Source organism: Escherichia sp. XD33 (genome assembly GCF_019375075.1).
GTDB classification, from domain to species: domain Bacteria; phylum Pseudomonadota; class Gammaproteobacteria; order Enterobacterales; family Enterobacteriaceae; genus Enterobacter; species Enterobacter flexneri_A.
This window is the reverse complement of record NZ_JAENDM010000063.1, coordinates 1-21,392: the sequence shown is the minus strand read 5'-3', so window position 1 is coordinate 21,392 and position 21,392 is coordinate 1. Positions and strand designations below refer to the sequence as shown.

General features: G+C 37.3%; 18 protein-coding genes and 1 pseudogene. 3 read left to right on the top strand and 16 right to left on the bottom strand.

Annotation, left to right across the window (positions count from 1 at the left end):
- The 3 genes from K0778_RS22380 to gndA form a co-directional block, all read right to left on the bottom strand.
- The coding region (locus K0778_RS22380; RefSeq protein ID WP_001676991.1) for an IS1 family transposase at positions 1 to 64 on the bottom strand (64 nt) is incomplete at its 3' end.
- A 169-nt stretch (positions 65 to 233) separates the two neighbouring features.
- Positions 234 to 1,400: a UDP-glucose 6-dehydrogenase gene (gene ugd / locus K0778_RS22375; RefSeq protein ID WP_000704810.1), complete on the bottom strand. Its 1,167-nt coding sequence runs from the start codon at positions 1,398 to 1,400 to the stop codon at positions 234 to 236.
- Positions 1,401 to 1,592: 192 nt separating this feature from the next.
- Positions 1,593 to 2,999: an NADP-dependent phosphogluconate dehydrogenase gene (gndA, locus tag K0778_RS22370; protein ID WP_039023227.1), complete on the bottom strand. Its 1,407-nt coding sequence runs from the start codon at positions 2,997 to 2,999 to the stop codon at positions 1,593 to 1,595.
- 339 nt (positions 3,000 to 3,338) lie between these two features.
- Here gndA and K0778_RS22365 point away from each other — a divergent pair, with 339 nt between their 5' ends.
- A complete protein-coding gene (locus K0778_RS22365; RefSeq protein ID WP_126851339.1) occupies positions 3,339 to 4,874 on the top strand; it encodes a hypothetical protein in 1,536 nt (511 codons plus the stop codon).
- Positions 4,875 to 4,887: 13 nt separating this feature from the next.
- Entirely contained in the window at positions 4,888 to 6,540 is a 1,653-nt protein-coding gene (locus K0778_RS22360) for a hypothetical protein (protein ID WP_039023225.1), read from the top strand.
- Positions 6,541 to 6,577: 37 nt separating this feature from the next.
- Here K0778_RS22360 and K0778_RS22355 read toward each other — a convergent pair whose 3' ends face one another.
- From K0778_RS22355 to K0778_RS22300, 12 genes are all read right to left on the bottom strand, one after another.
- The gene (locus K0778_RS22355) at positions 6,578 to 7,993 is read right to left on the bottom strand and encodes a lipopolysaccharide biosynthesis protein (protein WP_020956635.1); all 1,416 of its coding nucleotides are present in this window, start codon (positions 7,991 to 7,993) and stop codon (positions 6,578 to 6,580) included.
- A gap of 93 nt (positions 7,994 to 8,086) precedes the next feature.
- Positions 8,087 to 8,785, bottom strand: a complete 699-nt coding sequence (locus K0778_RS22350) for a glycosyltransferase (RefSeq protein ID WP_196449121.1) — start codon at positions 8,783 to 8,785, stop codon at positions 8,087 to 8,089.
- A 146-nt stretch (positions 8,786 to 8,931) separates the two neighbouring features.
- A complete protein-coding gene (locus K0778_RS22345) occupies positions 8,932 to 9,426 on the bottom strand; it encodes a hypothetical protein (protein ID WP_039023224.1) in 495 nt (164 codons plus the stop codon).
- Positions 9,427 to 9,447: 21 nt separating this feature from the next.
- Complete coding sequence (locus tag K0778_RS22340) at positions 9,448 to 10,263, bottom strand: glycosyltransferase (RefSeq protein WP_020956633.1); 816 nt, start codon at positions 10,261 to 10,263, stop codon at positions 9,448 to 9,450.
- Between the two features lie 35 nt (positions 10,264 to 10,298).
- A complete protein-coding gene (locus tag K0778_RS22335) occupies positions 10,299 to 11,360 on the bottom strand; it encodes a glycosyltransferase family 4 protein (protein WP_039023223.1) in 1,062 nt (353 codons plus the stop codon).
- Positions 11,361 to 11,370: 10 nt separating this feature from the next.
- Positions 11,371 to 12,633 (bottom strand): EpsG family protein, encoded by a 1,263-nt coding sequence (locus tag K0778_RS22330; protein ID WP_114142290.1) that lies wholly within the window; start codon positions 12,631 to 12,633, stop codon positions 11,371 to 11,373.
- Between the two features lie 55 nt (positions 12,634 to 12,688).
- On the bottom strand, positions 12,689 to 13,552 hold the full coding sequence (locus K0778_RS22325) for a glycosyltransferase (RefSeq protein WP_224628691.1): 864 nt from the start codon (positions 13,550 to 13,552) through the stop codon (positions 12,689 to 12,691).
- 4 nt (positions 13,553 to 13,556) lie between these two features.
- Complete coding sequence (gene wbaP, locus K0778_RS22320) at positions 13,557 to 14,984, bottom strand: undecaprenyl-phosphate galactose phosphotransferase WbaP (RefSeq protein ID WP_039023221.1); 1,428 nt, start codon at positions 14,982 to 14,984, stop codon at positions 13,557 to 13,559.
- Between the two features lie 74 nt (positions 14,985 to 15,058).
- On the bottom strand, positions 15,059 to 17,212 hold the full coding sequence (locus tag K0778_RS22315; protein WP_153449121.1) for a polysaccharide biosynthesis tyrosine autokinase: 2,154 nt from the start codon (positions 17,210 to 17,212) through the stop codon (positions 15,059 to 15,061).
- Between the two features lie 15 nt (positions 17,213 to 17,227).
- Positions 17,228 to 17,662, bottom strand: coding sequence for a protein-tyrosine-phosphatase (locus tag K0778_RS22310; RefSeq protein WP_039023219.1), 435 nt, complete (start codon positions 17,660 to 17,662; stop codon positions 17,228 to 17,230).
- Positions 17,663 to 17,664: 2 nt separating this feature from the next.
- A complete protein-coding gene (locus K0778_RS22305; RefSeq protein ID WP_039023218.1) occupies positions 17,665 to 18,801 on the bottom strand; it encodes a polysaccharide export protein in 1,137 nt (378 codons plus the stop codon).
- A 145-nt stretch (positions 18,802 to 18,946) separates the two neighbouring features.
- The gene (locus K0778_RS22300; RefSeq protein WP_039023217.1) at positions 18,947 to 20,380 is read right to left on the bottom strand and encodes a capsule assembly Wzi family protein; all 1,434 of its coding nucleotides are present in this window, start codon (positions 20,378 to 20,380) and stop codon (positions 18,947 to 18,949) included.
- A gap of 286 nt (positions 20,381 to 20,666) precedes the next feature.
- On the opposite strand from K0778_RS22300, the pseudogene K0778_RS28655 reads away from it, so the two are divergent.
- Positions 20,667 to 20,794: pseudogene (locus K0778_RS28655) on the top strand (hypothetical protein).
- A 488-nt stretch (positions 20,795 to 21,282) separates the two neighbouring features.
- Here K0778_RS28655 and K0778_RS22295 read toward each other — a convergent pair.
- Positions 21,283 to 21,392, bottom strand: a 110-nt coding sequence (locus K0778_RS22295) for an IS1 family transposase (protein WP_019725171.1), incomplete at its 5' end; no start/stop codon positions are given.

Below are 21,392 nucleotides of genomic sequence, written 5' to 3'. Positions count from 1 at the left end.
TGCCGTTACGCACCACCCCGTCAGTAGCTGAACAGGAGGGACAGCTGATAGAAACAGAAGCCACTGGAGCACCTCAAAAACACCATCATACACTAAATCAGTAAGTTGGCAGCATCACCCACAATTTATTGAGGTTAATCTGAATGTGCGAGAAATACGCGCAGTGAGGAATATAGCGGGGAGATAAAGAAGCATACTGGCGGCGAGGAGCCGCCAGTGTCAGACAGGCAGGATTAATCGTTACCAAACAGATCGCGGGTGTATACCTTGTCCGCCACATCCGCCAGCTCTTCCGCCATACGGTTAGAGATAATCACATCCGCCTCTTGTTTGAAGGCATCCAGGTCGCGCACTACGCGGGAGTTAAAGAACTCATCTTCCTGCATCACCGGTTCATAGATAATAACCGGAATACCTTTTGCCTTGATGCGCTTCATAATGCCCTGAATAGAAGAGGCACGGAAGTTGTCCGAACCACTCTTCATGATCAGGCGATACACACCCACCACTTTCGGCTTACGGGCAAGAATAGAATCCGCGATAAAGTCTTTACGGGTACGGTTAGCATCTACGATAGCCGCGATGATATTGTTCGGGACCGATTCGTAGTTCGCCAGCAACTGCTTGGTATCTTTCGGCAGGCAGTAGCCGCCATAGCCAAAGGACGGGTTGTTATAGTGGTTGCCGATACGCGGATCCAGGCATACCCCTTCGATAATCTGCTTGCTGTTCAGCCCCTGGCTTTCAGCATAGCTGTCAAGCTCGTTGAAATAGGCAACGCGCAGCGCCAGATAGGTGTTCGCGAACAGTTTGATCGCTTCCGCTTCAGTGGAGTCGGTAAACAGGGTCGGGATATCCTGCTTAATCGCGCCTTCTTTCAACAGGTCTGCGAAACGTTCGGCACGTGCAGAGCGCTCACCAATGACAATGCGCGACGGGTGCAGGTTATCGTACAGCGCACGGCCTTCACGCAGGAACTCAGGAGAGAAAATAACATTATCAATCCCTAAACGTTCTTTGATGTCGCGGGTGAACCCCACCGGGATGGTCGATTTAATGATCATCACCGCGTTCGGGTTGATCTCTGTGACATCGCGAATAACCGCTTCCACCGTAGAGGTGTTGAAGTAGTTGGTTTTAGGATCGTAATCGGTCGGCGTCGCAATGATCACGTAGTCGGCATTACGATAGGCGTCGTGCTTGTCCGTAGTGGCACGGAAATTTAACGGTTTTTCTGCCAGATATTCCTGAATCTCTTTATCCACAATCGGAGAGATCTTCTGGTTAAGCATATCCACTTTGGCCTGTACGATATCCAGGGCCACCACTTCGTGGTTTTGCGCAATCAGGATACCGTTCGATAAACCAACATAACCTGTACCGGAAATAGTAATTTTCATGAGATTACATTTTAATTAGTTAACTGTAGAATGACAAGTAGTCAGGGAATGAACTAGTTATTAATATTTTTACCAAAGATAATAACCCATAAGCAAACAAAAAAAATAATTAACAAAACAAGAAGTGTATGAAGCACTCAAATTATAAGGCCCTGTCAAAATCAGGGCCCTAAATTTAGTTAAACATATAAATTAATCCAACCACTCGGTATGGAATACACCTTCTTTATCGGTACGTTTATATGTATGCGCACCAAAGTAATCACGCTGAGCCTGGATGAGGTTAGCTGGCAGAACTGCGGAACGATAACTGTCGTAGTAGGAAATAGCAGCAGAGAATGTCGGTACCGGGATGCCATTCCGCACGGCATAGGCCACCACATCACGCAGCGCTTGCTGATAGTCATCAGCGATCTGTTTGAAGTATGGTGCCAGCAGGAGGTTAGCAATGCCAGCATTTTGCGCATAAGCATCAGTGATCTTCTGCAGGAACTGCGCACGAATAATGCAGCCCGCACGGAAAATCTTAGCAATTTCGCCGTAGTTCAGATCCCAGTTGTACTCTTCAGAAGCAGCGCGCAGTTGGGAGAAGCCCTGAGCATAGGAAACGATTTTACCAAGGTACAGTGCACGACGTACTTTCTCAATAAATTCAGCTTTATCACCGGCCGGCTTAGCCTGCGGACCACTCAGCACTTTTGAAGCGGCTACACGCTGATCTTTAAGCGAAGAAATATAGCGAGCAAACACAGACTCAGTGATCAGAGACAGAGGTTCCCCAAGATCTAGTGAGCTCTGACTGGTCCACTTACCGGTACCTTTGTTTGCTGCTTCATCAAGAATGACATCGACGAGGTATTTACCCTCTTCATCCTTCTTGGTGAAGATATCTTTGGTAATGTCGATCAGGTAGCTGCTAAGTTCACCGTCGTTCCATTCGGTAAAGGTTTGCGCAAGGTCTTCATTTGAAAGCGCCAGCCCGCCTTTCAGCAGCGCATAGGCTTCGGCAATCAGCTGCATGTCACCATACTCAATGCCGTTATGCACCATCTTCACATAATGGCCGGCACCGTCAGCACCGATATAGGTCACACATGGCTCGCCGTCTTCAGCTACCGCAGCAATCTGCTTCAGAATCGGAGCAACTAACTCATAGGCGTCTTTCTGCCCACCAGGCATGATGGAAGGCCCTTTAAGAGCGCCCTCTTCACCCCCGGAAACACCGGTACCAATAAAGTTAAAACCTTCGGCAGACAGTTCACGGTTGCGACGGATAGTGTCCTGGAAAAAGGTATTGCCGCCATCAATAATGATGTCGCCCTTATCGAGGTAAGGCTTCAGGGAATCGATCGCGCTATCAGTGCCAGCCCCGGCCTTAACCATCAACAGTATACGACGAGGCGTTTCGAGGGATTCAACGAATTCTTTAACTGTATAGTATGGGACTAGCTTCTTACCGGGGTTTTCGGCAATCACTTCTTCAGTCTTTTCTCGGGAGCGGTTAAAAACGGAGACGGTATAACCGCGGCTTTCAATGTTAAGCGCAAGGTTACGCCCCATCACAGCCATACCGACAACACCGATTTGTTGCTTGGACATTACATACTCCTGTCAGGGTTAATCACTACAAATCGAACACAGCAACAATTTAATCAAATAGTAGCGCAAAGTACAGTAAAGGTATAGACTGCTGGTCAAAATAACCACGTAATAAGGACAACAATCTTATTGCAATTATCTGAATAATCTAAAAACTCTATAATAATCAAGAATAGTGGATCTGGTGAAAATCAGACGAAGTTTAAATTTATCAGGTTCAGCTTGAATATTTCTAGCAGAAACAATTCCTAACATAAAAATATTGCAATGAAGGAGACGATAGCTATGTAAGTGTTATTATAATATTCTTTACGACTATAAATTTATTTGAGTGCATATATGAAATTATCACGCCGAAAAATACTCAACTTTATTATACCAACTTTGGTAGGGACATTTTTTTCAGGAAAAACTCTTTCAAAGGAACAAAAAGAAAAATCAAGTGATAATAAATCCAATAACCAAGCAAATCAATATATGTATCACAATTTAATGGATAGCCCACAAGGTTACAAATTTGTAGGCGGATTTTTTGAAGCAGAAGGAAAAGCGCTTGCAGGTTTAAAAGGTGAATCATTACAGTCCAGGATACTGAAAAGAGGACAATTTGATATTGAATCCATACCAAACCAGTCACAAGGGATTGCAGGTATGGTATTTGGCGGACAAAACAATAAAATAGCCATAATAGGAGATCAAAGGGGCCGTATTCAAGTTTATGCAAGCATGAATGGACTTCATACCGCACAACAGATTTCTATACCATATATAGAGGGTACTGGGATATTTCATGGCCCACACCAAGATAGAATAGTAAAATTTCCTTGTGCAGGTAACGAAGATGATAATCTTTCTCCTGGATTGTGGTTTTCTACATCAAAAGACGGCATCCCAGATTTATATTTAGTATCTCCGTTAAGATACACGGACTTTGATAACCCACATCAAAAAAGCATCAATTCCACACAATTTAAGGTACTCTTAGAAAAAAGACTCATCCCTGAGTCACTGCAGCAAACAAAATATTCAACAGCCTGGAATACTGATCACTGCTGGCTTAAGATCCTAGGCATTAGCCATGATAAAGAACATCTCGGTTCAGTGTCAGGAATATTCTCAACCGGAAGCCCAAATAGTAATTCAAACATAAAGTACTCTATAGACATAGCTAACTTAAGATTATTAAACGCTGAGAAAAACAATATTAATGAACTAATATCGATAGTTGGATTAAAAGATTTATCTAATTATGCATGGAGTCGTGACAATCTTACAAAATTCGCTATTGAGTTTAACGAAGAACTCAAACAAATAATTTTATATGCTAAAATACCGCCACGTTCCGAAGGAAGTACTTTCATACCAACACGAATTACAAATGAACAACACATAAAAATTTATAACGAAGAGAATAACTTAAAGCATGAGCCTAAAAATATTATTTATATTGAACCTAGCTATGTTTTAGAAGATAACCATATATGTAGAATGCAAGATGGTATCCTGAAATACACACCAGGAATAGTGGTTAGGGTAACACCTGAGCAGAATGAGCTAATTGACATTCATGGATTTACCAGAAATGATAAGCAATCATTTATCAGCAATAAATATATAGGTAATAAAAAAATAACAATACAAAAAATAAATAATTCCCAATTAAAAATCGATGGTGCCGTTCCCTATAATAAATACTGGAATGTTTACTCACCAATAGATTTAAACACAGATGAAAAAATATGCATTATAAAAATAGAAGAAGTTACAGATAACGGTTTTATAGTAAAACTATTATCTAAAGATGGTGCAAGAGATTACGATATCAATTTATTACCAAAGAATAGTTGGTTCGATTTACATGTAAGACCAAAATGACATCGAGGGAAAAATGAAAAAAATATACATAGATCATGATGAAAAATATAATGGCAATGGTTCATTAAATAGCCCATTTAACACTCTTGAAGAATTATACAGTCTGAAAATAGAACATCCTGTAACTATTCTGATAAAAAAAGGGAATATTTTCCGTTTTTCATTAATAGACCTTAATGGAATTTTTTATAACAATACGTCTGAAAAGAGTATCATGCGTTCATATGGTGAGGGTTCTAATCCAGTATGGATTACTAAATCTGAAAATAATAGCCATATTCACACTAATAAAATACAAAATTTTACGATAACAAATATTGACTTCTATGCCCATGAAAATGGAACTCAAAAACCTTATATATTTGGCATACCTACAGGCAATCAGTCAGGAGATTGTAATTTAGAAATATCCCAATGTACATTCATGGGAACCTCTCGCTCGGCACATTCAGATAATGGAAGAATAGCTACTATCTATCTTGAAGTAGAAGATAAACGATTTAATTATGTTAATAAAATCACTATCAAAAATTGTCATTTCAACTTTGTAAACTCAGGGATATATATTCATGGTAATACAACTCCTAAGTCCACCAACAACAATCTAGGCGATTCATATAAATGCTATGGAATAAAAATAAAAAGTTGCTCATTTACAAATATAATCAATGCCGGCATTTTACTCGTGGCATGTGCATCAAAAAATAGTAATTACGATTTAAAAGATGAATATACAAGTGGTTTCGAAAATATTTATTACTCGAGTTACAGAACAGACGTTTATAATTCCGAGAAAGATAAATTGGCCGAACAGGCGCAATGGGATGCACCAATTTGGTTTACCCTATGTAATAAAATTATAGGGCAATACTTTAGCATACATGGTTCAGGTCCTGGGCATCCAGACAGAATGGCTATCGATTTCGATTATCACTGTTGGGATTGTATAATAAGACATGGATATACATCAAATAATTCAAGGAATGTCATGTTTATTTCAGGACCTATGGCAAGAACTATTTTTAAAAGTAAATATTCAATAGATAAACCTTTAGATATAACTGATGAAGAATGGTATTATACTCGTAGGTATGGTACAGGTAATAATCTTTACGAACAAGTAATATCATTTAATGATGGTTTAATGCGAGACGCATCATCTATAAATCCTGATTCAGTAAAAATAAATGCTAATAGATATGTTTATGATTGTGTAATTCGAAATTGCGCTTTTATAGATACAATCTCTTCACGTAACATATTTATAATCGGCGCGTATCCTACTGATAATAATAAATGTGGTCCGACGACTTTAACAATTGAAGGTTGTCTTTTTTATTGGAAATTCTTAGAAACAACCTGTTTAATTAATAAAGAAACAATTCCAATGATTAATGGTTTAAAGAAAATAATCATAAATAATACAATATTTTACTCTGAAAGATGGACTGAACGTCTCTTAAATGAATTAGGATTATTTACTATCAATAATGTAATTGTTAGTGATCCGCGATTCAAAAACTTACCTATCGTTCCGCCAGTCAGTTTGGATGCAGCATTGGAAATTTTTTCTATGTTATACTCACCTAGTTTCAGTCATGAACCATCAAAAAATATATTGGATAATCTGTTTAGGAGAGAGAGTAACCAAACATCTAATAAATGAAAAAATATAGTAATCTAAAAATAGATCACTATATTATTTATCTCTTTAATAACTTAAAAATAATATCTCTTTCCCAAATGAACAAGCATGTTATGTAAACAACTGCTCCGACTAAAATTTTCGTAATAAATATCACAATTACTGATATGGATAGATTTGAAATAAGGAGTGAATAGATAAAAATTACAGAGACCATCACCAAAGAAAAAATTATAGGTTTTGTAATAACCTTAAGAAAAATGAGGTAATTGCCTTTTAAAACTCTAATAGCGAGATACATATTAGGAAAAAACATTAATACATTGGCGATTAAATACAGTATAACGAGAGTATTGATATCATAAAAACCACCAATGATAAATGCACCGATTTGCAAAAATGCATTATAAATAGATATGTATAAAAGGATATTTGTTTTAGCTCGAGCCATGAAAACAGAACCTGTTGTGCTAACCATCGACTGCATAATAGCTACAGGAGCGAGCCACATTAATAATGTAGAAACTAAAAACCACTTTTCTCCAAGAAAAACAAGAACAAACTCATGGCTTACAATTGCAAGACCGAGCATTAGAGGTGGAATGATAATGGATATAACTCTTAATGTCTGAATATAAATATTAAATGATCCTTTATCATCTGACTGTGACCTACTCAATATCGGATATAAAGATCTAGTTAAAACAAATGTTATATTTTGAATTGGAAATAACATCAATCTATATGCAAGTGAGTATTGACCAAGTGTAGCAGATGAAAAAAATCTACCGATGATAATTTGGTCACTATTTCTAGAAAAATAATTTAGAAAATTAAAAGCAACTAAATTTGAGCTAAACCTAAAAATAGATTTTATATCACTAACATTAAATCTTAGACGTGGAATCCAATTAGAGGATATCCAAAATCCTAAAGCGGTAAAAATAGCATATAATAATGTTTGGATGACCAGACTAAAAACACCAAAACCATTGGCAGCAAAGATTATTGCTATTGCCAATGAAATTAGCGATGAGATAACTTCAACAAAGGCAACTCTATTAAATTTTGAATCTCTTTCTAACAGAGCTAAATGTGCGGAAGTTACGCTATTGATAACAAACGCAATAGATATTATTTTTAAAGTTTGAGCAAGAATCGGTTCATGAAAAAAAATGGCAATCTTTTGCGAGAATAAAATAGTTAATATACACAATACGATCCCAAGTACAGAGTTCAAAACGAAAATACTATTTTTTAACCCCTCAGTAAGGCAATCGCGCTGAATAATTGCAGCAGAAGACCCCATATCACGTATTATATTTATGAAATTGACAACAATCAGGGTTAATGACATAACCCCCAATTCAGAAGGACTTAAAAACCTCGAGAAAACAAAAAGCCCTACGACCTGGCATGAAACTTTAGTAATTTGAGAAAACGAAACCCACTTTACATTATTGATTAAGGTCATTAAAAAACACCCACCCTAAAATCGACTTCAACAAATGAAGATACCTATGTAAAATTAAAGAAGACATAGATAACATCATATATTTTGACATACTTATAGCATTTCTTTAAAGTAAGTGTCAATTTTCGCTCTAACCTTATCATTATTTGAAAGACGAAAACCAATATAACCAAGAATTTTATTTTTTATTTTAGAGAATAACTTATAAATTAATCCACCATTTATAATAGTTGTATTCGTTTGGCTTAACGCAAAATTATAATGTTGAATCTCCTGAACATATTTAAGTGCAACCGGACAGACAGCAACCGCAGATCCCGATAAAATAAGCAATTTACTAATCCACAGATCATCTGTTTTCGGAGCTATTTTTAGAAAATCACAGTTGTTAAGATATTCTTGCTTGAACATTTTTTTTGTAAGAACACAGCCACCAACACCGGTAATAATAAAATCTTTCTCAATTACTTCATTCTTTTGGTGAATTTTATACATATTATAGCTTTGAATTAATCCAAGAAAATTCTTTCTAATACATTTTACTCTGGATGCTACAACGTATCTCTGTTCATGACGGTTAAACTCATTTATTAATTCTGATAACCAATTTGCTCCGTAAATAACATCATCATCCGCATAGATTAAGATATCATCATCCACAGAGTTTATTAGAGCAGGAAAAATTTTCCTGTAAGGTCCAGTATTATGAACAAAGTGCACAGATACGATGTCATGTATTTTATTAAGTTCATTAACCCACTTAGGAGCACATTTTATACCTTGGTCAGCCATATACGCTTCATGGGAAATCCATAGATTTATTTTATCAGGAAGCATATTTTGATGAACTAAAGACCAGATTGTTGCGGCGCATAACTCGAGCCTTGAAGAAGTCGTTGTCAAATTAACAGAAATCATATTTTAACCGCCAATGTTCTTTAAAAGTTTTTTAATTTTTTTACAATCGGTTTAGAGCCGATTACATAATGTCCCGCTGGTATATTTTCCATTAGTATTACTCCAGCTCCTATTATTACGTCATTACCAATAGTGATGTCATCACCTAAAATACAAGAATGAGCTCCCATTGTGACATTATTGCCAATTACAAAACGGTCTGGGTAACTTTTCTTATTCGCACCTAATGTGCAAGATTGTCGAATATTAAAAAAATCACCTATGATACAATCTTTATTAATAACTATCGCATGAGCATGCCAAATTCTAAAACATTTACCGATTCTCGTCTGATAAGGTATTTCAACCCCAATAATTACCTCATTAATAATCTTATTGAGAATAACAAAGCAAAATGTTATAGGATAGAATATAACATAGTGCTTGGTATGCAATGTCGCGAGCCGGTAGAGTAACACAACCATTTTAGATTTAATGCCCGGATTATGACAAATTTCCCAAATAAAATTTCGCATATATATCCTTTTTATAAACTATTAGTTATTTTTTCGATCAATACTATAGGCCAATGCTAATAATTTGGTAGGGATAATCCTCATTATCACTCGGAAAGAGAAAAGGCCGAAATTCAATAAAGGACTAGCAATATTTAGTTTGTTTTTCAATCTATATAAAATATATTCGCTTTTAATGTAATTTATTCCTTTCCTCCTTTGTAGCATATTTTTACCAACTCTAACCTTTAATAAGACATCGCTAATGTTTAGGCAAATTTTATTGTTCGCAAGCATTCTTAGCCAAAGATTATAATCTTCCATATATAAATGATGTTTATACCCACCTACTTCTAGTACGCTTGTTTTTTTAAATACCACACTCATGTGATTGAAAGGGTTCTTTAGTTTAGCAAATTTTTTGATTTCATCACTTTTGGTTGGCAATATTTTAAGGCGTGTATTAGAGTCATCGTCAATTTCTATGATTGCAGTCCCTAATAAATCTATTTTAGGATCAGATCTTAAAATATCAAATTGCCTTTCAAAACGCCTCTCAAAGCATATATCATCGGTGTCCATTCTAGCTATATATTCATTCGAGCAAAATTTCATTCCTTCATTTAACGCACATCCCAAGCCAACATTTTCACTGAGAATCACTTTTTTTATTGGTAGTATTCTTTCCCATTTATTAACTACTTTTTCTAATTCTTCGCCAACAGGTCCGTCATAAACAATTACTATCTCATCAGCAGGTAAAGTTTGATTATTAAGACTATTTAAACACTCATTTAAGTATATCGGGTTTTCTCTATAATATAGTGACATCAAAACTGAAAATGAATGAAATTCCATATTAGATAAATCCTCGCACAAAAAAAATTAATCAGTTATTTGAGGCACAAATTATAAACATCATCATACTTCTGTCCCATAATTGCTCCTGTATAATATTTTAAATATGTATTAATAGCGTAAGTTTCTAATTTACCTTTGTCTTGCGTCTGATAATAAGCATCATAGCACTTTATCAAACCTTTCCTGGTACCGTTGAATAGGTACCCACAGATGCCTGTTGTGTTATTGTAAACTTCTTTGTGCGGTTCTATGTCCGAGCAGATAAATGCTTTTCCTAATGAAAGTGATTCAATAAGAGCTAATGGCAATCCCTCAGCTTTCGAAGCTGATACAAAACAATCGAAATTAACAAACAATTCGTGAGGATTCTGAATCATACCATGGAAAAAAATCTTTTCATTATTATATTTATTTTTTAAAACCACCTCATCCACTCCTCCACCAATAATATTCAACTTAGCATTTTTGCCAACTGACCATTCTGTGAATGCATCAAGAATAACCTCAACATTTTTCCGTTTATTTATTACACCCAAATAATAAAAATTCACAGAGTCATCATTTTTATGCTCTATATCAAAATTACTAAAAACAGGGACATTTACACCATTTGGAATTGCAATCATTCCTTTTAAAGAAAATCTTTCCGTACAATAATCTTTAACGGCATTCGAACATGCAACCTTAATAAAATCCTTTATCACATAACGCCCGACAACACCTTCTAATCTCCCCTTAATAAGACCTTTAGTCTGCACGAAATCAACATCAAAGTAATTATGAATAGTGGTAATTTTTTTAGTTTTCTTGAAACAAAGAAAATTATATATGTCAGATATTGTGCAATGACTATGTATGATATCAAAATGGTTTTTATATAAAAAATTCAATATCTTAAATAGGCTTGTTTTTTTAAATACTACTACATTACATTTCTTTTCAAATTCAGCTCTCCTTTCACCCTCGCCTAATGAAAGTAATGTAATATTATAATCTGAAGGTAGATTATTTATTATTGTCAAGCATACATTTACTGGCCCAGCATTTTTCATACTTGGGAGAATAAAAAGGATATTTTTATTTTGCTTTTTCATAGTCTATTATTTATTCCGACATCCAGTAACCGTCATTATCAATATCTTTAAGATATAATTTAAAATCAGTAGTGCTGTAATTAAGGAGGAAAACAGGACTAGTATAGGCATATACCCAACCACCGCCCATAATCAATGTCCTTCGTTGAGTATACACATTAATTATTACCATGCTTAAAACTGCAAAAGCTAACAAGTAATATCTAAGCAAACTAAGTGTTTTATTAGATATTACTCGTAAATGAGAATATATATTTGCATTGGAAAGATACATATAACAAACCCTCAACATAAGAAATGCCTGAGCAATATTTATATATCTATTCAATGCCGTATAGGATATAGACATTATAAAACAAGCCGGAATAACAAAATTTAAAAAACGATCAATTACTAACATTTCATTTTTATCTTTTAGATAAAAGAACAATGCAAGTATTCCTAATCCTCGTGATAGATAGGCTAGAATCAGTGTATTAGTATCTGTTGGTATTTCACTCCAAACACCATCAACATAACCTCCCATAGCGTAGTCACCTACTCCCATAAATGAAATTCCAGGAAGAACGCTTCTCAACACAAAAGAACTCAGGAAATAAAAAATAAAAACCAGCGGAATAATATAAATTTTTTTAATTTTGATGTATCTACTACCAAAAAAACATATAAGAATAAAAATCATGGAAAAATGCATTAATAGCGATAAACATGAAAAAACAGCGAACCTAACTTTGCTTCGTGAATAAAAACATGTTATGGCATAGATAATAAATACCATTGCCGCTCCATAGCGAATACCTAAAACCAAGTTTAGGATATTCAATGCCGAAAAAACGATAACATGCGTAAAAACAAACCCTTTATCTTTCGTTGATTCTTCTGAAGAATATTCATTATTCAATAGCATATTACGAAATGATGCCATATAAAAATATGTCATCACAGCGCCATACATTGCAGGAATAAAGAAAAAAGGGATGTTGAAATATTGAAATATATATCCATGTATGTAAAGTAATATATCTGGATGTTGAGTTATTATTTCTAATATATTTGTATTCCTGTTGTACTCACTTATTTCAAGATATCTTCTATATAGATCTCCTAAAGGAGGTGTTTTTATCAAAATAAAAAAATAAAATAGTGATACTAGCATGAATGGAATTCTATTCATGCTTTTTTTATCTAATGACAAAAATGACATAATCAAGCCAACAATTGGCACTAAAAAGCTAAATACCATACTAACAGGCAATAATTTATTTACTCTCATATGATTGACTTATTTAATGTTATTTTTGAACGTTAGTAACACCATTGAATGTTAATTATTTCAATTTACCTTTAATATAAAACAGCAAGTTGATAAATGAAAAATTCTTGAGGATATCTTGTAAAGTTATAACATCCCCTCTGTTTTTTATATCCTGAATATATAAGGACTTAATATGTTTTTTACTTAATGTTTTTGAATGGGTTTGGATGAATTTTTTATAACCTTGATGAGCTTTGCTGCTTGTGGTGATGCGTTGCCTACCACTTTCAATGTTCACAATATAAGTTGCTTCATCTATTTTTAAACATGGTCCAAACTTATGTATCAGTCTATACCAAAGATCGTAATCTTGCCAGGCCGGAAATGAAACATCAAAACCACCAACTTGTTTCATAAAACTTGTTTTAGTAAAGATTTGGTTACCGACATAGTTTTTATACCCCATCATATTGAGAGTAATAGTTCCGCTTCTTCCATTCCATTTTTTATCATTATTTTCATTCCGGAATATCATATCGGAACACAATAAATTGGCTCCAGTTTTTTTATGCAATTCAATAAACCTTTCTAATCTTTCTGGAAGGAATAAGTCATCATCATCAAGACCGGTTATATACTCTCCTTGAGCAATTTCAATACACCTATTCCTCGAATAACAAGCCCCTTTAGGCTTTTCATTCGTTAGATATTTAATTCTTCCATCTTTACTAGCCAAATCTAATAAAACATGCTGCGTATCATCTGAAGAACCATCATCACAAATAATAATTTCAATGTTTTTATATGTTTGATTCCTTACAGACTCAATGGCTCTCATTAATAAATCAGATCGATTATGAGTCGGTATATAAACAGTTATTAAATCTTGCATTTCATTATGAAAGCCATCAATTTGGGTGGAATTTAGATCTGACATAATATTAGTATGCTCCATCTTTTTTCAATACAACGGTAACTGTCTTAAATAAAATTGCAATATCATTCCACATCGACCAATTTTTCACATACCATGCATCAAGATAAACTCGTGTTTCATAATCAACATCACTTCGACCACTCACTTGCCATAAGCCTGTCATACCCGGTTTACTTAACAGATAATAATCCACTTCTTCATTATATCTCGCAAGTTCAGCAGTGATAATTGGTCTGGGCCCAACTAAACTCATTTCACCTTTAAGAACATTAAAAAGTTGTGGTAATTCATCAAGACTAGTTCTTCGAAGAAATGCACCAATTTTCGTTATACGCGGATCATTTTTTAATTTAAATGTAGCTTCCCATTCTTCTTTTGCAGAGGCATCATTAAGAAGTAAATCTTCTAACACCTCTTTAGAGTTGATAACCATTGACCTAAATTTTAAGCACTTAAAAGGCTTCCCATTTTTACCAATCCGTTCATGCCCATAAATTGCAGGCCCCCCATCTTTTCTCACCTTCTGGCTAATATATATAATTATTGGGGATAAAATAAGAATGATAAATAAAGACCCGAAAATATCAAACAGACGTTTAAGAAATCGCGATGATAGTTTCGCCAAGTTCTGTTGAACTCTGAATATCATAACCTCGTGACTAAAAATGAATGACATGTCTGTACTATCAAGAGGCATACCACGTAATGTAGGTATAACAGACACATAGCGGAATCCCTTTATCATGAAATTTCTAAGCCATGTGTTTCTAATATCACTCTGATGAGCCTCAACTGCAACTATGAATTGCGTTTTACGGTCAACTGTTGATAACCAATTAATATCGTTTGACAATATAGGTATATTATTAAACTTAGAAAGCTCCGGCATATTTTCCTCACTAGATATAAACCCGACCACTACTAAGCCTAAATTTGCCTCACTGCTAATTGCTTTATATGCTTCTAATGCATTATCCCCACTACCGATAATCCACGTATCTCTTCTCCAAAACCCTAATATGTCTAATATACGTTTAGTACACATACGTGCTATTGGTACTAAACATAAAATCAATGACCATGTAAGAATCCATAAATAACGAGACAATTCCCAATTTGTAAATGATAATACTGCAATTTCGATTACACCAAAAATAACTAAAGTCCGCAATATCTCCTTTAGTTCAAACCAGAAAGTTTTACGATAAAAATAATGACGTAATCTCATTGAATACCATCCAACACAGCACAAAGCCAGAAGAATGTGCAGCAATTGCCATCCTTCTAGCCCCGTAGATGAATCGGCATATAGATATTCCTGATCAGTGAGTGAAAGCAAAGCGAGAGCTAAATACATTGACGTAATAAAACTCACCAAGTCGGAAATTGCCAATGAGACACTGACGATAATATTTTTCCCGAGAAGTGTCATAATCCCCTCTTTTATTTTTTAATCAATATTAAGTTAGAGTAATGATATGTTCATTACTCTAAGTTTTTATTGGTTTACTTTTTGTCAGTATATTTATAACCGTAGTGATTATAGCCATAGCCATAATAACTACTTGCTTTGTTAATAATACCGTTCAGTATACAACCTTTTACTATTACACCGCTTTGCTCAAAGCGTTTTATACTCACTTCTATTTCTTTTGCGGTGTTTAATTCGAATCTAGCTACTAGCAGTGTTGTTCCAACATAATTGCCAATTATTGCAGCATCCGTTACAGCCAAAATTGGCGGAGTATCAACAACTACAATGTCGTAATGCTCATTCGCCCATTCAAGAAGATTACCGAACCGTTTATTCATCAAAAGTTCTGCTGGATTTGGTGGTACCATACCACGGGATATATAATCAAACCCTGCAACAGTAACTCTTTTAATAGCATCCTCGACATTTGTTTTCCCAGAAAGGATATCGGACAACCCATTTGCATTATTTTCATTGAATAGTTTATGCGTATACCCCTTGCGCATATCTGTATCAATAAATAATACCTTTTTTCCTGTTTGAGCTATTACCGCTGCTAAATTAGAACTGACGAAAGTTTTACCTGAATTAGGGCTGGCCCCAGAAATCATCAAAATCCTGTTTCTTGCTTCCATCATTGCAAAATGGAGGCTGGTTCGTAAACCCCTAATAGATTCTATTGCGAGATCTGCAGGATTTTCAATTGCCAAGAATCCTTGGCTTTCATGATTTTTCTTATTTCTCTGAGTTTTGCCTTGAATTACGTTAGCTGTAAACGTTTCTGCTACAGGAATACTTGCATATACATTAATTCCGAGTTCTTCAAGTTGCTCAGGAGTTTCAATGCCTCTCCGCAAAAATACACGAAGTAATACAATGCCGCTAGAAACCATCAAACCAAGTAAAATTCCAATTATTAAGACGATAGCCTTTTTGGGTTTAACAGGTTTTGGCTGCGTCACAGCATTATCAATAATACGTACATTTCCGATCGCACTTGATTTTGCTATATTGAGCTCTTGCTGGCGATTAAGTAACTGCATATATACAGCACGACCAGATTCAACATCTCTGCTAAGACGTAATATTTCTTGCTGCGTTTCGGGCATTGACGAAACGCGTTTATTCAACTTCCCTTTTTCTTCTTGCAAAGTCTTCCGTTTTTCCATAAGAGCTTTATAAGTTGGATGCTCTTTTGTATATAACTGAGATATTTCTGACTCGCGGAATGTTAACTCATTGAGTTGATTGTCAACATTTACAATCTGATCAAGTACAGACTTAGCTTCCAATGATAAATCAACTGAATCGCTCTTTCTACGATATTGGTTAAGTTTACCTTCAGCGATATCTAAATCACTACGCACTTGTGGAAGTTGATTATTTAGAAATTCTAAACTTTTGGCGTCTTGTGCAGCTTGACGTGCTATATTTTGTGCTAGATAATTTTCACTTACACTGTTTACTATTTTCTCAATTTGGTCTGGATTATCCCCTGTTAAGGAGATGGTTAACATACCCGTATCTTTACCTTGATCTGCTACAATTAATCTTTCTTGAAGGTCTGTAATAGCTTCCAACCGAGATATATAATTAATTTTAAATTTAGCACCTGGTTCGGCATCTATTTTATCTACTTTAATTGAAAACTTATCATTATCAAACAAAATACCAACAGCGCTTTTATAAGTCACACCATTGTACGTGAGTTCATAGTTCCCATTCTCTTTTACAGTTAAGTATAATTCACTATTTGCATCAGAAATATATAAATGAGTTATATCAAGTGAACCACTTTTGTTACCAAGTAGGCGAGCCAAGCCTTTCCCAATAATCGAAAAGTAATCTTGCTTAACTTTAGCTTGTAAAGTTAAATCATCAACTGTCTTTCCAAGTATCATTCTTGACTGTATCAAAGCTATTTCTGGGGCAGATTGTGGCTGACTGTCAGGTAGCATTTGACTCAGATTGCTTAAAATAGCATTGCCTTGCTTTTGTTCAACTTGAATTAAGGCATCCGACTGATAAATCGGAGTTGCTAGAAATGCGTAAATCAAAGCGACTAAAGTAAAAAGTGATGTAACCGATACTATTAGCTTACGATGATCAATAAATTCGCCGACAAGCCGGCCCAAATCAATTTCATCATTATCTTTTGTTTGTGGTTTATTTGTTAGTGAAGGCATGCTTTTATTCCTGAGTTATTCACCTAATTTTTGAACCCAAAGGTTTCCAGCTTGTTCAATCAGTTTATATACTGAGAAAAAAGCTTCATCACTTTTTCTATAAGGATCGGGGATGTCACGTTGTTCTAACCAATGACCAAAAAGCATACATTTACCTCTAGCCTCTGGTGCAATTAAGCCAATTTGTTCAATATGCATTTTTTCCATTACCAATATCAAATCATATTGACGACTTAAAGAAGAAGTAAACTGCTTCGCGACGTGCCCATCTAATGAAAACCCATGGTTAAGCGCAACTTTCTCTGCACTCCCATCAGCAGGATTCCCTACTAATGCACCTGTACCCGCCGAATCGATTTTTTTAGAAGGTAATTTCATTCGCAAAAAACGCTCTCCTATTGGAGAGCGGCAAATATTTCCAGTACAAACAACTAATATGGATTCAAACATGATTATGGCCATTCCTTTATATATTTAGCTGTTTCTGTCATATCATGCACACCAGTAATTGTTGGTACAAGCTGTGAGATTACACGGTTCCAACGCACCAAAGGTGCTGTTGTGACATATACTATATCATAAGGCTGCAGTTGAAATTCAGTTCCGAGTACCATTGCCGAAGCATCTTGCGCATTCAACTGATATATATTTGCAATTTTACCCTGCTTATCACCCTTAAGTTGGCGAATAACAAAAACTCCTGTCGCATCACTATAAGCCTGAGACATACCTTCTGCATTACCTAATGCCTCAGCTAAGGTCATGCCACTTCGATCCATTTTCATGGTCGATTGTTTTCCTACTTCCCCCATGACAAATACTTTCAAGTCATCATTTCGTGGCACAAATAAGATATCTCCAGGATATAGAAGATGGTTTTGTGATAAATCTCCTTTCTGCATTAAAGCATAAAGCGAAATTTTTGTATCTTTCCCATTATGAGTTAGTACAACATTTCGCCAATCTGCATCAGGAGCTAAGCCACCAGCAGCATTTATTGCATCCATTACTGTCAAAGGTATATTTGTTATTGGCTGCTGACCTGACTTAATCACTTCACCTGTGACGTATGTTTTTTGAGACCTAAATGCTGCAATACTGACATCTACCTGCGGACTTTCGATATAAGTGGTCAGTCGGCTGGCTATATCCTGTCTTACCTGAGCGAGAGTTTTCCCTGCTACCTGCACCTTACCAATATAAGGATAGAAAATAGTACCATCTGAATTAACCCAGTTACCGGTATCACTTGCGCTACGGTATTGGCCTGCAGGTGTAGTCAACTCTGGGTGATCCCAAACAGTGACCATCAGTACATCGCCTACACCGATGCGATATTCATAACTGCGCAATAAATTATCAAGCTGCGGGTTTGGACGAGCGAGTATAGTCTCCGGACGGAGTTGGTCGATCAGACCCGGCGTCATCGGGTACACATTGACCAGTTTATCCAGATCGTAGTCGCTGTCCGGAAGCTCAACTACGTTCTTCCGCAGACTATTTAATCCCTGACCAGGGATAATGGTACAACCCGATAAAAACCCAATTGCCAATGCTAATGCCGAAAATCTAACAATTTTTTTCTTCATAATGTCACATCATCAGTAAATCAAAATTTGCCAATTCCTGAGCAGCTGTCACAGCCGTTGCTTCCCTGCCGGCTTGTGGAGAGATAAAAGCTGACTGCGTCCTGCAGCGCTACCACCCTCTCTCCTCTATTTTCAGCATTCAGCCTTATAAACTAAACGGTATTTCTATCCCTGCACTGGCCCCAACGTCATCGCTGTCGCTGTTGTTCGCGTTGGTGTACCACAGTGAAGTATTCAAGCGGACCGACTGATAAACATCTCCGCTCCAGCCAAGCTGTAAACCCTTGAGGGTATCAGCATGAGGGAACGCTTTATTAATAGACTGGTTCTCCGGGTTAACTTTGGCGTACACCAGGCGCGTGCTCCAGCGTTGGTTATCTTCGGTAATAAGCTCAACTTTACCAGCAATAAGTTGACCATCTCCGCCCATCGCATCGCCCAGTGGATACCCTTGTTGGTAATAACCATCTTTGTAGATGTGGTGGGTATAGCTGTAATTGGTCCGGCTCATATTGGTACGTGTATCATGCGCTTCCACATACCAGTTAACCGCATCCTTACCCCAGCCGTGGTGTCCTTCAACCCCGCCAAGAAACATATTCGCAGATGGTAGGTAACCAGACTCATCCTCACCAACCATCTGCCCATAGAAACTCACTGGCCAGCCAAGGGTTGGTTCAAGTTTGAACTTAAAGTCAAACCCTGCCAGCTGGTTACCCGGTTCGTTATCTGTCCCGGTATTATCATGGCCAGTGAAGCCATCCCAGAAACTGCTGAATGATTGCGGTCGACCTTCCCCGCCCCACTGCATAATGCGCGACGCGCCTAATTCTAAAGACTGGAACGGCGTGAAGGTGAAACGACCACCAATAATTTTAGCATGGGGCACAGCGGTGTACTGATTCATCTGGCTGGCAGAGATCTGGTACTGCCATGGACCCACCCAGCGCAGCCACCAGGTTTCCGGCGCCGCCTGCTCGGCTCGCTGCATCAGGAAACCGGTCATCGGTCGCATCGCATCCCCGCGGATCAGGCTTCCTTCATAGCCCGGTCCCCACCACTGCGGAACCTGACCAAAAGAGAGCCACTGGTTCCAGAACTTCACCGCGCCGTAGGCGCCGTTGGCGTTGAAGCGCGATCCGTTGCTGATCCGCTCCCCCCCTTCGACGTTACCCTGAAGGTGGACATCCCACCACTCGCCGCTGTTGTTAAACGCCAGGCCTAAGGAGTTATCCGCCGGCTGCGTCTGACCAAACCCCTGCGGGGTGCCCGGCTGGTCGGTCGAGGTGTACCCGGTGACCCGGAAATCGGCTTTTAAAGCAGACAGTCGCTGGTTGATACGGGCCAGCACCACTTGCTCAGAAGAATAGGATGGTTTGGCCTTTTTTAGTGCCCGGGCGATCTCTTCCTGGCTCAGCGGCCAGGTCGACAGGCTTAGATGGATGACCCCACGATCGGAAAGCCAGGCAAGGTCGTTTCGCAGATCGTTATCATTTACTACTAACCCGGCCGCGTAAGCCTGGGCTCCCAGTGAGGAAAGCAAGCCCAATGTCACGGCAATGCGCGCAATTTTTATCATTGTACAAGATCCATTTTCAGCCCCGCTGTCGCATCTCAATGAGAATGAGGGGAATACCAAGATAGAAAGCGCTCGCGGCACCAGCTGACTTCACTGTGCAACACCGGCGAGGCAAGTACAGTTACCCTAAGCTGCTTGAAACCCTTATAACATCCACCCAGCTCACAATGTAGGCGAATTTTACCGTACAGGCTATCGATGAGATGGGAAAGTTGATGTACAGGCGATATCAGCAGCCGCTCCTGACCCCTTTATGAGGATATCTGATGAGCATCATAGATATCTTATGGCGTTAATCACCCAAAGTGCATCGATTTTTATAGCCGTTCAGAGAAGGTATTTTGTGCAGCCGCACGTGGTTTCAGCGACGCTACCGCCCCTGGCTTAACAGCTACCAACGCACTGACTACCTGAACGGCGTATTTAATCGGCCTGTAGGTGATAAATTAGTCAGGCCTTTATTTTTTGCGGCGTTAAGTCTACGGGATTTCGGTCACAATTGGGAGTCTTGCTCCCGAATATCTGCCAATTAATCCCATCCGCTGTGTTATTGGCGAAAAATAAGCGGCTCGCCAATAAAAGATTATTTATTGTTTTCAACTATCGAACATCTGCCTGGCGCTACCACAACAGCATAGACACAGCTAACCATTTGAAAAAACTAAAATTTCTCGCAACTCTGACGTCATTCCAAAATCAGATGATGACGCTATAGTCAACTACAATTTCTAATAGTTTCTCGTTGCTGGGTTATTCATCCAACGTGGAACAGGTGCTTTCTGAACACATTTAAGAAACGTCTGACCACGGCTATATCCACGCGAATTGACAATAACAATGTAGTAGCACTGCATTATTTCATAAATATGAATTATCAATTGACTGGCGGTAATGACTCCAACTTATTGATAGTGTTTTATGTTCAGATAATGCCCGATGACTTTGTCATGCAGCTCCACCGATTTTGAGAACGACAGCGACTTCCGTCCCAGCCGTGCCAGGTGCTGCCTCA